The following is a 15,172-nucleotide window of genomic DNA, read 5'->3' as shown; positions in this document are numbered from 1 at the left end:
TTAAAAAGAAATATATTTTTACTCTTTCTACTCATAGCCTTTTTTATATTTTTTTATATATTATACTCAAGCATGCAAATTTATTCAACTAATTTTTTGAATAACTTACATAAAAAGTTTTATACGACCTCCTCAGGCCGCATTAACACTATATATTTATATAAATATATAAACATTTAAATTTTTCTTTTTAAAATTATATGATTATAACAATATAAGAATTTTTCTTTTTAGCGTCTTTTATTGTTTACTTTTTCAATTCCTCTATAACTTCATCAATAGACTTTTTAGCTTGCTCTCCAGAAAGCATTGACTTTACAGTCAATATATTATCCTTTACCTCGTCATCCCCTATTAATATTACATAAGGAATTCCTAATTTATTCGCATAATTCATCTTCTTTTGAAGCTTTCCCCCTTCAAAATAAAATTGAGTTACGATACCTGCACTTCTTAATTTATTTGCTGTTTCTAGAGCATAATTCAAGTCATCATTCATCGGTATTATAATAACATCACAAAGAGTTTCTCTACCCTTAGACTTTAATAGATTTGCTTCTCTTAGTTGATAGAACAATCTAGTTAAACCTATAGATATCCCAACTCCAGGGAGTTTCTGATTTGTATAATACTCTGCTAGATTTTCATATCTGCCTCCAGAACACACTGAACCAATAGAAGGATAATCATCTAATATAGTTTCATACACAGTTCCAGTATAATAATCTAATCCTCTTGCAATTTTTAAGTCAATTATATAATTTTTTTCTGGCACGCCAAAGCAACCTATATATTCTATTACTGCCTTTAATTCCTTCAATCCATCTAAGAATACTTCATCTTCTACACCAAGCTGCTCTAAAGAGTTAATAAGTTCACTGTTATTTCCTGAAAGCATTATAAATTTCATTATTGAAGTAGCTTGTTCTTCATTTAGAATATTTAAAAGCTCATTTCGTACACTTTCTTCTCCAATTTTATCTAGTTTATCTATTACTCTTAGAACATCACCAGCCTCGGCTATCCCTAAAGAACTAAAGAAACCATTTAATATCTTCCTGTTGTTTATTCTTATCTTAAAGTTTTCAAAGCCTAATTCTTTAAATATGGAATATATAACTGCTGGAATTTCAGCATCATTTACTATACTTAACTTTCCATTGCCTATTATATCTATATCACATTGGTAGAACTCTCTAAATCTTCCCTTCTGATTTCTTTCTCCCCTATAAACCTTCCCTATCTGATATCTTCTAAAAGGGAAATTTAATTCACCCATGTGTTGTGCTACAAACCTAGCAAAAGGAACTGTAAGATCAAAACGTAAAGATATATCAGTATCCCCTTTGTTAAATCTATATATTTGCTTTTCTGTTTCACCTCCGCCTTTAGCAAGCAAAACCTCACTTTTCTCCATAATTGGAGTATCCATTGGCGCAAATCCGTATTTCTCATAATTCTTCTTTATTGTCTCAAGCATAGAATTAAAATCAATTTGATCCCTTGGAGTCAGCTCCATGAACCCAGGTAATATAGATGGTTTAACAAATTTTTTCTCCATTTCTTCTCCTCCTGTTGATATTATTTATTTGGAAAACAAAAACACCCACTAAGGATTTATACCTAGGTGGGTGTACTATTTATCCCTCAAGCACCATAGATACAAAATCCTCAACAAGATTAGACCTGTATCTGTGGTTTTTTAACCAAGAACAAGTCTTCTATCTATGGTAATGTAGTTTTACTTGTGAATTAAAACTTATATTAATCATAAATCACTATCTCCAAACTTAATTTCCATTATCTTAACATATTAGAATTTAATATTCAAGTTATTATAAAATTATTTAATCTTAGAATATCAATCTTTTATTGATTCTATAATAATCAATATCTTATAATTATATACAGACTTCATTAAAAATGATCAGCAATAAAATCATATTTTAAATATTATAATAAACTAATGTTCATTTATAAGTTTATTACCAGGTGGTACATCTATAAAACAACACTATATCCAATATATTTTTATTTTAAAGGAGAACCTAACTTTGAGAAAAGAAAAGAAAATCACAATAAGCAAAGAAGCAAGAGACTCTATGATTTCATCTATTCAAGAATTTTTCTATAATGAAAGAGATGAAGAAATCGGGAACCTAGCTGCATCTGCAGTATTAGATTTCATCGTCGAAGAGTTATCTTCCGAATTCTATAATCAAGGAATTAACGATGCCTATAGATATATGAGCGAAAGAACTGAAGATATGCTGGGACTTCAAAAGTAATCGTAAATTCATCTATATTACTTGCTATAAAACTTACCATTATAAAAATTATCTATTTCCAGGAAATAAAAATCTCGCTGAAGCGACCTTCTTCAGCGAGATTTTTTTAACGCATCTACCTTTCCCAATTCATATGAGGAAAACTTGGCAGGCGAACAAGTTTTATTTTTACTGTATAGCCATACAAAACTAAAGCCAATCGATAGTTTTGTAGCGTTTTAAATTATCTTATCAAATTATTATTCAACGTCTATTATCTTAGACTTTCCGTCAACACTAGAAAGAATCCCTTTATCATTTACATCCAACAAAGTACCTTCATATTTGATAGTCTTTTTAGTAACAGCATCTGTTAAGTTTTTATTTAAACTTTTTATAAACACTCTACCTCCAGCAGTTACGAATATATCCTTTTTATCTACTTTAGAGTCTAACTTAATCTTTTGCCACTCACTTACTGATTTATCAGCATCACCATAGATTATTTCGTCTATTTCACCAGCTTTTCCCTTACCTATAAACACTGAATTATCACTATGTCCTATTATAATTCCGTCACTTAAATTTTTAATTTTAGTTTGCTTAGTCCCTGTATTAAGCTTCACCATATTCGTTTGCTCATAAAGCAAGTTAGCATTTACTGGATCAATATCTATTGCACCTATTCCAACAAGATTAGACTTAACCTTTTCCATTTGGGACATAACATTTATTTTATATATATCAGATCTATTAGATGATTTTCCTATCTTAAAATACATTACATTAGAAGAAGTAGCAAATGCCATATCTTCAACATTATCCTTACTACTAGATAAGTTAATTATATCTTTTTTCAAATCCAAGTCAGTAAGCTCAACCTTTTCATCTCTAGAAGCATCATATTTATGAATATCTATATAAGGCTTATTCTTAGAAAACTTTGTCTTCTCCGCTATTATTAGAAAATCTCCATCAGTTACCCATTTAGTATAATTAACTTCCATGCTTTCTTCTAATTTGACAGTCTTTATATCTCCTTTAGTCCTATCCCCTACTTTTAAAGATCCATCTTCCATGAATGCAATATAGGTGCCATCATGAGACATCTTGATATCTGTAGCATCACTAGGAATATTTATATCTTTCATATTACTGATTTTCTTCTTTTCTACTTTTTCAGCCTTAACAGTAGTATCTCCGCCAAGATATACCTTTTCGAAATATAAAAACACTCCATTTTGTATTATCAGAGCAATAGCAGTCCATAGTAAAAACACTCTAAGTTTCTTCATAATCAATCACCTATTTCTCCACATAGAAAGCTGTGGCTACCTTTCTCTCACCAGACCAAACATTAGGTGAGTTGATAACTTCTCCATCATAGTACATAGTACTTGAATATCCACCATCAAGCTTTCCAGCATTTACAGCTCCTCTAGACATCATTATTTCTTGAACATCATATAAGGTTGCTCCTATTTTGCTAACACTTTTTCTTCCATCTATAACAAGAAGTAATATAGTTCCATCCTTTTTCTGACCTATAGCAGTTCTAGGATTAAAGCCATCTTCAAGTTTATTTTTAGCCTTTATTTGTCTTTCACCATTAACTATAAGTGGGACTTTATCAAAACACATAGCTTCATTTACATTAAGACTTTTTAAATCATTTATACTGTAACTTCCGACCAGAAGCACACCATTTTTAGTTATTGCAATTGAGCTTATAGGATTTTTATAATCTATATTTTCTTTTGGATATATTACTTTTCCTTCAGAAATTACAAAACCACCAGGTACAGCCCCTGTTCCTTCATACATCTTGCCATCAGGTGTTTGATCGCTAAATGCACCACCGTTAATAGCGGCAATAGCATTATGATCTTTTGCAAGCTCACTAGTTTTTTCACCAACTTTACCTAAATACTTGGTCATAGCTACTTTAACTTTCTTAGGATTTTTTATCTCTAGCATATATCCATCATATTTATCAGTGTGAAAATCATACCTTGTTATATCATTTCCAGAGGTATTATTTATTTTTATCAAACTTGTATCTTCCTTCATAGCAGAAGTTGCATTATCTGTTTTATCCATCATTTCATTGATAGTAGCATCAGGTATAAACTTAGTTATTAGATAACTATGTCTTGTTGCTAACACCGTTCCCAAAACCATCTTTCTAACATCGCTATAAGGTCCAAATAACAATAATATAGGTGAAGTTATAACCATAAAACCTATTATATAAATAATAAACAGAGCAAATTTCTTATATGAAAATTTAGTCTTGTTCTTCTTTCTTCTTTTCTTATTCATAAAACCAGTCCTTTCATCATAAGAATCCAACTTTCTAAATATACCAAAGTAACATTTAGGTTTAATTACATTTTAATTACATATATAAAATTTAATAAATATTTTACTTTTAACTATATTCTTAACATTTTTTCTTATATTCAAAATAGAATTTTGCAACCATGTGTTATATGCTTATATTTTCAACTTTCAATCACCAAATAAGTATAGAACAAAGTAATTTGAATGTACATAGTAATATTCTGAGCTAATATTAGTTATATATATAATTTGCATTATTATTCCATATTTGCTACAATCTTAACAATTAGTTATTAATTTGTTAATAAAAAGGCTTATTAACTCATATTTAATTTGTTATTTTTTATATTAATCATTGAAAAATAAATAAAACTCTATATTGAAAGGAGAAGTAAATGGAACAAAACACAGACACATCTTTACAAGAAGAAAAAATTAAGATAGGTTATAAAGACTTACTAACAGAAAAACAATTTCTAAAAAACACCATTGCCAACAGCGTCTCCAGATTTGGTGACGGAATAGATACAATTGCATTCTCATGGCTCGTATACCAAGTAACAGGTTCTACAGCACTTGTAGCTGCTCTTTTTGCAGTAAATGGCTTACCTAACTTATTATTTGGCATGGTTTCTGGAGTAGCATCAAACTATTTTAAAAAGAAACATGTAATGGCTATATGCGACTTAGGTAGAGGCCTCTGTGTATCCTTAATAGCTTTACTTCTTATTACTGGAAATCTCAGAGCTTGGCATCTTTATGTAGTTACATTTTTCAACTCATCTTTTGAAGCTTTTAGAGGTCCAGCATCAACTGCTGCCTCTCCACTAATACTCCCAAAAGAAAAATTTAATGTAGGTACTTCACTTAGCTCATCCTTAACTAACACACTTCAAATAATAGGTCTTACCGCCGCCCCATTATTTATCGCTATATTAGGTGTTGGTGGAGCAATATTAATAGACGCAGGTACATTCTTTATTTGTGGATTTATAGTTTTAACTTTAAAGTATACTGATTATCTAAAGAAAAATACAGATAATAGTCCTAAAGTTTATCTTAATGATTTAAAAGAAGGTTTTTCTTATGTAATTAAAGATGGTTTTGTGCTAAGCATATGTATCTTTGGTGCATTGGTTAATGTTTTTATGACACCATTTAATGCTTTCCAAGCGCCTTATGCAAAAGATGTGTTAAACAGAGGTTCAGAAGTACTTTCATTTATGGAGGTTCCTATACTTATAGCTATGTCATTAGGTGTATTGTTTATACCTAAGATTAAAGAGAAGATAGGTGGAAGATTCATGCTTTTATCAGGCACTGCAATAGTCGGATTAACCTACTCCATCTTCGCTCTCTTAGGTCATCTTCCAGCCTACTTACTATATCCATCATTAGCTATTAATAGTTTCTTTTTAGGCTTAGGGGCTATTTTAGTTAACATGCCTCTCCAAATATCGCTATTTACTAAAATAGATAGAGAATATCTTTCTCGAGTTGCTTCTATTATGAATGCGCTAATGCTTTGTGCTACACCATTAGGCTCATTTATTTTTGGTATGATTTCATCTGTAGTTTCCATTAAGGTATTGTTCTTCGCCTTAGGTATAGTAGTAATTATTCTATCTTTGACTCAGACTTTAAACAAAGCTCTTAAAGGTCTTGATTAGCTAATAAACTTTAACGCAAAGAAAGTAAACAAAAAGTTTGAGCTGATACAAACTTCAGCTCAAACTTTTTTATAAAAACAATATATATCGATGTACCACTTCGTAATAAAATATATTATTTTTAAATTCTCTCACCAGAAACCGTGAGAGTTTTAAAAATAGATTTCAGTTCGAAGTGGTACATCTATAGTTTCTAACTCAACTATTAATTTATACATGCCCGAGAATCCCCAGAAGCCGGGATTTTAGAACAAGTATAAATTAAGTTTCGACATAGGAAATCTTTATTAACTTCTAAATATAACTTCTTCTCTTGAGAACATTATCTTTACAAAAAGAATTGATAAAATAACATAAACCACATGCCAAGCAGCTACAACTAATATATGCTGAGTATTGAATATACCAACCAAAAATTCTTTCATCAGAACCACCACATTTACTATAGGTATGTTAAAGTACATCCACTTAACAGTCTTAGCATCCATCATAAATGGTATATACGATAATATAAATACCGGAGCAGTTATTCCACCTAAAAATGAATTAGCTTCTTTTATAGATTTAGCATATATACTTACAGCCATCTCCACAGCACATATTGATATTAGTATAAATACAGAGAATACAGCTATTAAAACTAAAGCCTTAGGAGTCACATTCAAGGCACTGCCTAGTTTAAAATTGTACTTCAAAGATCCTCCCATTGCTATCATACTAGCAACTAAAGCTATTATAGATACTGTGGCAAGGGTAGCTAGTTTCCCCCACATTATAGACATTCTACTAACTGAAGTTGAAAGTAGCGGTTCAAAAGTACCTCTTTCTTTTTCTCCAGCAATAAAGTCTGCAGCTATAGTTAAAGTAGGAGTAAGCATAAATATTATTATGAAGGTTGGAAGCATTCCTATCATTACAGCTCCTAAGCCTTCATCTGAATCTTTTACATTTTCAGCGGTAACCTGCTGTATATCAAAGGGATTCAAGAAATTCTTCTCTAGACCTTTACTCTCTATTCTCGCATTTACTATTGATTTATAATAGCTATCAAAAATAGCTCTTATGCTCGAAGCTGCCATAGATGATTTATTTGAATCCTTATCATATACAAGTTTCAACGTTGTTGGCTTAAAATCATTAATATTTTGATCAAACCCATTAGGTATATCTATTATAAGAGATACATCTCCCTTTTTAAGTTTTTCGTCCAAATTATCATCATAATGAAGAGTAATATTCTTCTGCTGCTTCAGTATACTTACTATAGCAGAGTCTTTATTTCCCTTGATTCCTAGATCTAGCTTCTTCTCAATATCACTTTGCATATCCTTCATCATATAGTTGACCAGTCCAAACATAACTGGGTAGATCAATATAGGTAGAAGAATACTAAATATAATTGTTTTCCTGTCTCTAAAAATATCTATTAGTTCTTTTTTATATATAGAAAAGAAATTATTCATCTCTTTCACCTCCTATAAGATCCACAAAAACTTCCTCTAAATCATCATTATTGTATTTCTTCTTTAGATCAGCAATGGTTCCTTCTTCTACAAGCTGTCCCTTGTTTATTATAACTACTCTATCACATAGCTTTTCAACTTCTCTCATAGAATGGCTCGAAAAAAGTATTGTCTTATTTTCTACTTTACACTTCTTTATGAAGTTATGAATTATTCTAGTAGCTCTTACATCCAAACCTGTTGTAGGTTCATCAAATAGCATAATTGACGGAGAATGGACAATAGCTCTAGCAATAGACACCTTCTGTTTCATACCTCTAGAAAACTTACTAACCCTTTTGTCTATATACTCTCTCATATCAAGTTCATCAGCTAGTTCATTTATTCTTTTATCAGCTTCCTCTTTGCTAAATCCATAAAGATTGGCGAAGTACGACATATTTTCTCTTGCTGTGAGTCTATCATAAAGACCTACATCTCCTCCAAATAATATACCTATTTCTTTTCTAACCTTATCCGGCTCCTTATTTATATCGAAACTGTTTACTAACACAGTACCATCTGTAGGTTTTAGCAATGTAGATACCACCCTCATTGTAGTTGTTTTACCTGCACCATTCTCACCTAGAAGACCTACTATCTCACCTGGCTTCACTGTAAAACTAAGCTTACTTACAGCCTTTGTTTTCTTGAACTCTTTTGTAAGTTCCTTAACCTCTAACATATATCATCTCTCCCTATTTAAAATCTTTTGCGTAAAGCTCTACGTTTAAAAAACATTTTTATATTTCCATAAATCAAAAGCATCATCAGTAATCCCCAAAAAACTGCCAATACAGGACTTTCTTCTGCAGTTCTTATTATTGATGCAAGCATACATAATTCTGCAACTGTAACTAATCCTATTAGCTTTTGAACACGACTCACCATTTCAGCCTTAGATTCTTTATCATTAAAAATCTCCATCTTATCGTCACTATAGTTTTCATTTTTGAAATAGAACCAATTCATACATCCTGTTACATACTCCCAATCAGACTCTGCAAATATCGTGAGGTAATTGTCCTCTTCATATCTACTTAATCTCCTATAATCAAGCTTATATACAACATCCTTCGGTTCGCACACTTTGAATGTAAATGTGAATAATCTTGCATTTACCAGCTCATACCCTTTTAGACTCATTTCCCTTAACCATTTTTCTTCTTCTTCATGCTGCCACACAAAGAAAATCTTAAATTTTTTAATATATTTATTTATATTTACCATATTAACCTCCTTAACGAATGCTATAATCCAGATACTATTCTTTTACCATTCTCATAAAGTAATTCAATTCTTTTATGCTCTAATTTAACTATCTCTTTTCCTAATTCAGTCAGTGAATAGCTTTTTCTTCTAGAATCAAATTCATTAATTACTTCTACTATTATCTCTTCCTTAACTAACTTACTTATCGCTCCGTATAAGGTTCCAGGTCCAAGCTTAACCTGGCCCTTTGTCATCTCCTCAACCCTTTGCATTATGCCATACCCATGCATAGTCTCTGCTAAAGATAAAAGTATATAGTATGTAGCCTCTGTTAAAGGAATATATTTCTTAGCATCTTTCATTTACTTCAGGTCATCCCTTTCATTTGTTGCTTTTATATCGCTTACCGATATATCGTATACTGATATAATATTCCAATTTATTCATATTGTCAATAATCTTTCAGTGATTTTTTTGCTCATCTTCCCTTCCCAATGCCTATGATGAAAATCTGATAGGAGAATGGGCTTTCATTCTCACTGTATACGTCAAAAAAGCAGGAAGTGCCTGAAGTAACTAGGTTTAACTAGCACAAAAATTATATATCTTCTTTATAAAGCAAAAAATAGAAGCTAAATCTAGCCTCTATTTTGTATTGACACCTCTTATTATTTTTCTTATAGCACTTCTTGGTGCCATTCTTAATGCCTGAATCATAATTTTGTTCTTCAATCCGGGTATAACTATTAACTTTCCCTTTAAAAAGCCCTTATAGCCTATGTACGCTACAGTTTCAGCATCCATCATATATTTTTTAGCTTTCTCAGATTTCACAACTTCCGCGCGACTTTGAAAATTAGTCTTTACAGGTCCAGGGCAAAGGGCTGTTATTTTTATATTAGTATCCCTAAGCTCTTCTCCTAAAGCTTCAGTTAATGATAATACATAAGCCTTGGTTGCATAATAAACAGACATTTTAGGTCCTGGAGCAAATGCTGCCGTAGATGCAACATTTAAGACTCCCCCTTCACCTAATTCAATAATCTTAGGGAGGAAGCTTTTAGTAAGTCTAGTTAATGCATATATATTAACCTTAATCATATCTAAATCTTTTTCTGAATCAACTTCATGAAAATGTCCAAAAGAACCAAAGCCCGCATTATTCACTAAGTTTTCCACAGTTAAACTATTTTCATCAACAAATTTAATCACTTTTTCCACAGAAGCTTCTAGTTTTAGATCTGCTTCTACAAAATGAATCTTTATAGAATTTATTTTTTCAAACTCACCCTTTACTTCCTTTAATCTTTTTTTATCTCTTCCAATTATAATTAAGTTATTTTTGTCTTTTGCAAAAAGCTTTGCTAATTCGTACCCTATCCCAGAAGTAGCTCCAGTTATTAACGTATACTTATCACTCATTATTTTTCTCCACTGTATATATTCTCAGCTTGAACTATACTATCCTTCATATCTCATTTTAATATGAGGTATTCCTGCTTCCATGTAAACTTCAGATTTTCTCCTAAATCCTAAACCTTCGTATAAATTCACCACATATTCTTGTGCTGATAATGTTATATTATCTTCATCCAATTCATTTTTTATAAATTCAATTGCTTTTACCATCATTTTATTAGCAAGTCCACTTCTTCTATGACTTCTTGTAACTAGAACACGACCTATAGAAGGATCTTTGTATGCTACTCCAGTCTTAAGAATTCTACAATAAGCAACTACTCTACCATTATCCATTGCAAAAAGATGATAACAATCTTTATCCCTATCATCTAAATCCTGCTCCTTAACTTCCTGTTCTCCTATAAATACTTCATTTCTTGATTTTACTATTTCATAAAGTTCTTCTATATTTAAATCACTAAAATGCTTTGTAATCCACTCCATTTTATTTCTCCTTTTAAAGTTATTGAATATATAATTTCTAAGTAAATCTTAATAATTTTTATTCATAAACATATTGTAGTAAATACACTTTAATAAATTAGAAAAATATTTATAATAGTATATTTTACAACAGCTACACTACTATTTTTGCAGGCTCTACACTTACACTATATTTTTTCTTTATATATTTATATATTAATTAAATGTTGGTAGATATTCACACAAAAAAAGCAGACAACCCTGGTATTAATTCCATACTTTTAAAAAAGTGAACTTCTAATTCTTATTTCATCAGTTTTTATAAATCTATTTCCTTCAAATAATCTATCATATATCAAGTCCATATAATCGATCGCCTTATCCAAGTTCATGATTATGAAAAAACTAAGGTATCTTTGCAGATATTTTGAGGCTACTCCATGGAAGATTGATAGCCACTTTTTCAAATTTGGCCAAATATATTTTATTCTATATTCTTTGTCTACCTTAATAGATTTATTTTTATTATGTCTCATAGCTATTGCATTTATATTGCTGTCTCCGTATGCAGCAATGTATGAGTTTTTTTCTATTTTAGTATAAACTTTCTCATTGAAAGCAACTTTATCCCATTGATACTTAAATATTGGTTTTATAAACATAGTGTCTTCTTGCCCTCTTGCACCAATAACCCAAATGTTTTCTCTTGGAGTTGATGCAGCGATTATTTCTGGATCTCTACACCCTTTAAAATTCTCTTTTATAATAACTTTCCCTACATGTACAACTCCTGATAGATTATCTGGAATTGAGTCTATACTTAGAGCCTTAAGTATTTTATGTCTCCAATAAAAAGCTGTCCCAATACTTATATTTAACTTCTCAGCGCAAAATTTTAAGGTTTTATTTTCGGTCATTAATTCAGTAAATTCCATCCAGATTCTAGTATTCTTCTTTGAATAACTCCACAATGAATTAGTTGCGCGTGAAAAAGTTTTATCACACACTTTGCATTTGTATCTTTGAATTCCGTTATAAAAACCATATTTAATATGCCAAGTTGACCCACAAGTTGGGCAAGCTTCTACAATTCTATCTTTATAAAAATCTCTTTTTATAACATCATTAGTATGCAAATCAAACTTTTTTAATTCAACATCATGCTGTATCAAAAGGAACACCTCTCTAATAAAATTTAATAATTGAGCTATCCTCTTAATGCTTGCCACATGTTCATGTTTTTAATCATTACCAACATTTATTTAACAAATAACTGCATACTATAAAAATTCACTGAAGTGCCTTTCTACTATGCTTTCTTTATAGCAGTCAGTTAGAATAATAAAAACGTTTATATAAAGCTGTAATATTTCCATTCTTCAGTGATATTTTAGATGATTTATTATATCCTATTTTACTAATTTTTTGTTAGTAATTCTATAGCTTAGCGTAACTCTCTTTTTATTCTAGTTTAAATAGTTAAGATTAATCAAATAATAACTTTGAAAGGAGTGTTGATTATGGGTAAAAGAAAAGGTATGCATGAAAAGCAGATGGAGTCTGCAAGAAAGTTCCTTGAACATAATGTTGGTATAACTGAAATAATGAATCAAACAGGGCTATCTCAAGAAGATGTATTAAAAGAAAAACATAATATGGAGAGAAGAGCTGACGACTAGTTAATTACTTCCTGATATCCATAATAGATATCAGGAAGTATATTGTTATTTAATAAAATATTTTAATAAAAAACTACTCAGAAAATTTTTAAATCCTAAGTTTATATAGAACTTAGATTCTATATCTATAAATAGGCTAATTGCAAATGAAATATATAGTTGATAAACCTATTACTATTAATAGTTAACAGAAATATCAATTAGTTTCATTATATAGAACTAGATTATCTATATTATCCATTAACTATATTACCGCCATTAACATGTATAGTTTGACCTGTAATATAAGACGCATCGTTTGAAGCTAGGAACACATAAGCTTGAGCTAATTCCACTGGCTGACCAGCTCTGCCCATAGGCGTATCTGATCCAAAACTCTTAACATCTTCTCCCCCAAAACTTGCTGGTATAAGCGGTGTCCATATTGGTCCTGGTGCAACTGAATTAACTCTTATTCCTGTCTTTGCAAGACTTTGAGATAGAGCCCTTGTGAAGCTTACTAATGCTCCCTTAGTGGATGAGTAATCTATTAAGGTTTCATTACCCTTATAAGCTGTTATGGAAGTGGTATTTATTATATTTCCTCCACATTTTAAATGTGGCAAAACTGCTTTACTCATATAAAATGCACCAAATACATTAGTTCTAAAGGTCTTCTCAAGTTGATCTGCACTTATATCCTTTAGGCTATTTTGTACATGTTGCTCTGCTGCATTATTAACTAATATGTCAACTTTACCCCATTGATCCATTACTTTTTTTACTACTTGCCCGCAAAAGTCTTCATAACCTATATCTCCACTTATAAGCATACACTGAGCTCCACATTTATCTATTATGCTCTTAGTTTCTTCGGCATCATCTTCTTCATGCAAATATACTATGGCAACCTTAGCACCTTCCTTTGCAAAAGCTATGGCAACTGCTCTTCCTATTCCACTATCACCACCTGTTATTATGGCAACTTTATCTTTTAATCTATTAGAGGATGCATTATATCCTTCCATTTCAAAAATAGGCCTTGGATTCATTTCATTTTCAAAACCTGGCTGTCTATCTTGGTGCTGTGGTGGGAAACTAGTTGGAAACTTATGATTTTTATCCATTTATATCACCTCTAAAAATTATTTATAATTTCTATACAAAGCTATAATTCTTAATTATTATTCCTTTTAGGTTAAATTTTTATCCTTTTCATAAAATGTTTAATCATTGAATTTCATATCACTTAATCCTTTATTGCAGAATAATCCTAGTATATAGACATATAAATATAGAAAAAATATATTTGTAGAGAGGAGTGATATAAGTGGAATACAAAAGAATACTCGATAGTGGTGATTTAAAGTCTAGAATACAAAATACTATAACTGAATTTTATTGGGTTAATAAGATAGACATAAATGCTAAAAATGATCCTTTTTCTGCAATTGTATACGTAGATCCTAAATTAGTACAATATGATGAGGTACTTGAATTCATACACTTTCTAGGTGACGAAGAAGACACTGCAAGATGTACAATATGTGATACTCGAGCAGTAATGTCATTAAGAGAAGGTTTTGAAAGCGGAAAAGAATTCGAATATCTTATAGGATTAAATGAACTTAAAACAATACTTACTAGATCCTACGACTTACCTGATAGCAAATTTATAGATGCTATAGTTAAAGTTCATGAAGATATCCATATATTAATAAAAGATAGAAAACCATTACCAGTGTAATAGCATATAATATATTTTTGCAAATTATAAAGTGTGAGCGTTAATATGAAATAATCGCTCACACTTTAATTATACTTCTGATATTATTTTTAGAAGCTTTTAGCAACTTTCTTTGCATTGTCTATAGCTGCATTTTTAATTTCTTCAGCTTTATCTGGAGCATAGTTTGCACCTTCAACTATTACAGATGAATAGTCTGTAATTCCGAAGAAGCCAAGAACTGATTTTATATATCTATCTCCTAATTCAAACTCAGCAGTTGGACCATAACTATATATTCCACCTCTTGCTTGTATGTGCACAGCCTTTTTGCCACTTAATAAGCCTACTGATCCGCTCTCAGTATATTTAAAAGTCTTTCCAGCTACTGATACAGTATCAATATAAGCTTTTAACATTGGAGGAATTCCAAAATTCCAAAGTGGCGATACAAATACATACTTGTCTACATCTACAAATTGATCGACCAAAGCACCTAGAGTTCCTACTTTTTGTTGCTGCTCTTGTGAAAGTTCATTAAATGCTACTCCACCTGCTAATTTACCCCAAGCTTCAAAAACATCTCCATCTATAAGAGGTATATTATCTTTATAAACATCTATATTAATAATTTCATCATTAGGGTTAACCTTTTTATATTCCTCAATAAACTCTTTTGCTACAGTTAGGCTATATGAAGCTTCAACTGATTTTGGATTTGCAGTAATAAATAAAACTTTTGACATAATTAAATCATCCTTCCTTACAATAAATATATATTTTCTAAATTCTAATAATTTACTTGTGTTTTAATATCAAGTTTTATATAATTATAATACCTAATTAATAATTATTATCAACTTACTTTATGTAACTATATTAATATATCATACTTACTTTTGTCAAGTAT

Annotated in this window: 16 protein-coding genes and 1 other annotated feature (1 of these 17 cut by a window edge); of the genes, 4 read left to right on the top strand and 12 right to left on the bottom strand. The window is 30.5% G+C overall.

Annotated features, from left to right (window positions below; all coding sequences use genetic code 11):
* Positions 1 to 44, bottom strand: a binding site (T-box leader); it reaches 217 nt to the left of the window's first position.
* Positions 45 to 247: 203 nt separating this feature from the next.
* The gene (gene hisS, locus OCU55_RS14090; protein ID WP_261852949.1) at positions 248 to 1,561 is read right to left on the bottom strand and encodes a histidine--tRNA ligase; all 1,314 of its coding nucleotides are present in this window, start codon (positions 1,559 to 1,561) and stop codon (positions 248 to 250) included.
* Positions 1,562 to 2,054: 493 nt separating this feature from the next.
* Here hisS and OCU55_RS14085 point away from each other — a divergent pair, with 493 nt between their 5' ends.
* A complete protein-coding gene (locus OCU55_RS14085; protein WP_261852948.1) occupies positions 2,055 to 2,288 on the top strand; it encodes a DUF2164 domain-containing protein in 234 nt (77 codons plus the stop codon).
* 239 nt (positions 2,289 to 2,527) lie between these two features.
* On the opposite strand, the gene OCU55_RS14080 is transcribed toward OCU55_RS14085, so the two are convergent.
* Positions 2,528 to 3,562, bottom strand: coding sequence for a hypothetical protein (locus OCU55_RS14080; protein ID WP_261852947.1), 1,035 nt, complete (start codon positions 3,560 to 3,562; stop codon positions 2,528 to 2,530).
* Positions 3,563 to 3,572: 10 nt separating this feature from the next.
* Positions 3,573 to 4,589: a phosphodiester glycosidase family protein gene (locus tag OCU55_RS14075; RefSeq protein ID WP_261852946.1), complete on the bottom strand. Its 1,017-nt coding sequence runs from the start codon at positions 4,587 to 4,589 to the stop codon at positions 3,573 to 3,575.
* Between the two features lie 416 nt (positions 4,590 to 5,005).
* On the opposite strand from OCU55_RS14075, the gene OCU55_RS14070 reads away from it, so the two are divergent.
* Positions 5,006 to 6,280, top strand: a complete 1,275-nt coding sequence (locus tag OCU55_RS14070; protein ID WP_261852945.1) for an MFS transporter — start codon at positions 5,006 to 5,008, stop codon at positions 6,278 to 6,280.
* A 287-nt stretch (positions 6,281 to 6,567) separates the two neighbouring features.
* Here OCU55_RS14070 and OCU55_RS14065 read toward each other — a convergent pair whose 3' ends face one another.
* From OCU55_RS14065 to OCU55_RS14035, 7 genes are all read right to left on the bottom strand, one after another.
* Positions 6,568 to 7,743 (bottom strand): ABC transporter permease, encoded by a 1,176-nt coding sequence (locus OCU55_RS14065; RefSeq protein ID WP_261852944.1) that lies wholly within the window; start codon positions 7,741 to 7,743, stop codon positions 6,568 to 6,570.
* A complete protein-coding gene (locus OCU55_RS14060) occupies positions 7,736 to 8,467 on the bottom strand; it encodes an ABC transporter ATP-binding protein (protein ID WP_261852943.1) in 732 nt (243 codons plus the stop codon). Before OCU55_RS14060 ends, OCU55_RS14065 begins: the two co-directional genes overlap by 8 nt.
* Positions 8,468 to 8,484: 17 nt before the next feature.
* Positions 8,485 to 9,012: a DUF2812 domain-containing protein gene (locus tag OCU55_RS14055; protein ID WP_261852942.1), complete on the bottom strand. Its 528-nt coding sequence runs from the start codon at positions 9,010 to 9,012 to the stop codon at positions 8,485 to 8,487.
* A gap of 20 nt (positions 9,013 to 9,032) precedes the next feature.
* Complete coding sequence (locus OCU55_RS14050; RefSeq protein WP_261852941.1) at positions 9,033 to 9,356, bottom strand: PadR family transcriptional regulator; 324 nt, start codon at positions 9,354 to 9,356, stop codon at positions 9,033 to 9,035.
* 283 nt (positions 9,357 to 9,639) lie between these two features.
* Positions 9,640 to 10,416: an SDR family NAD(P)-dependent oxidoreductase gene (locus OCU55_RS14045; RefSeq protein ID WP_261852940.1), complete on the bottom strand. Its 777-nt coding sequence runs from the start codon at positions 10,414 to 10,416 to the stop codon at positions 9,640 to 9,642.
* 39 nt (positions 10,417 to 10,455) lie between these two features.
* A complete protein-coding gene (locus tag OCU55_RS14040; RefSeq protein WP_261852939.1) occupies positions 10,456 to 10,899 on the bottom strand; it encodes a GNAT family N-acetyltransferase in 444 nt (147 codons plus the stop codon).
* Positions 10,900 to 11,159: 260 nt separating this feature from the next.
* Complete coding sequence (locus tag OCU55_RS14035) at positions 11,160 to 12,050, bottom strand: IS1/IS1595 family N-terminal zinc-binding domain-containing protein (protein ID WP_261852938.1); 891 nt, start codon at positions 12,048 to 12,050, stop codon at positions 11,160 to 11,162.
* A gap of 348 nt (positions 12,051 to 12,398) precedes the next feature.
* Between OCU55_RS14035 and OCU55_RS14030 the strand changes: the two genes are divergently transcribed.
* Positions 12,399 to 12,557: a hypothetical protein gene (locus tag OCU55_RS14030; RefSeq protein ID WP_183279412.1), complete on the top strand. Its 159-nt coding sequence runs from the start codon at positions 12,399 to 12,401 to the stop codon at positions 12,555 to 12,557.
* 233 nt (positions 12,558 to 12,790) lie between these two features.
* Here OCU55_RS14030 and OCU55_RS14025 read toward each other — a convergent pair whose 3' ends face one another.
* The gene (locus OCU55_RS14025) at positions 12,791 to 13,663 is read right to left on the bottom strand and encodes an SDR family oxidoreductase (RefSeq protein WP_261852937.1); all 873 of its coding nucleotides are present in this window, start codon (positions 13,661 to 13,663) and stop codon (positions 12,791 to 12,793) included.
* A 203-nt stretch (positions 13,664 to 13,866) separates the two neighbouring features.
* Between OCU55_RS14025 and OCU55_RS14020 the strand changes: the two genes are divergently transcribed.
* Positions 13,867 to 14,283 carry a hypothetical protein gene (locus OCU55_RS14020; RefSeq protein ID WP_261852936.1) on the top strand — a complete coding sequence of 139 codons (417 nt, stop codon included), beginning with the start codon at positions 13,867 to 13,869 and terminating at the stop codon, positions 14,281 to 14,283.
* An 89-nt stretch (positions 14,284 to 14,372) separates the two neighbouring features.
* Here OCU55_RS14020 and OCU55_RS14015 read toward each other — a convergent pair whose 3' ends face one another.
* The gene (locus OCU55_RS14015; RefSeq protein ID WP_261852935.1) at positions 14,373 to 15,008 is read right to left on the bottom strand and encodes an FMN-dependent NADH-azoreductase; all 636 of its coding nucleotides are present in this window, start codon (positions 15,006 to 15,008) and stop codon (positions 14,373 to 14,375) included.
* Positions 15,009 to 15,172 lie beyond the last annotated feature (164 nt).

This window comes from Clostridium folliculivorans (genome assembly GCF_024341905.1).
GTDB classification, from domain to species: Bacteria; Bacillota; Clostridia; order Clostridiales; family Clostridiaceae; genus Clostridium_AR; species Clostridium_AR folliculivorans.
Note: the sequence above shows the minus strand (reverse complement) of the source record. Positions and strands in the feature narration are given on the sequence as shown.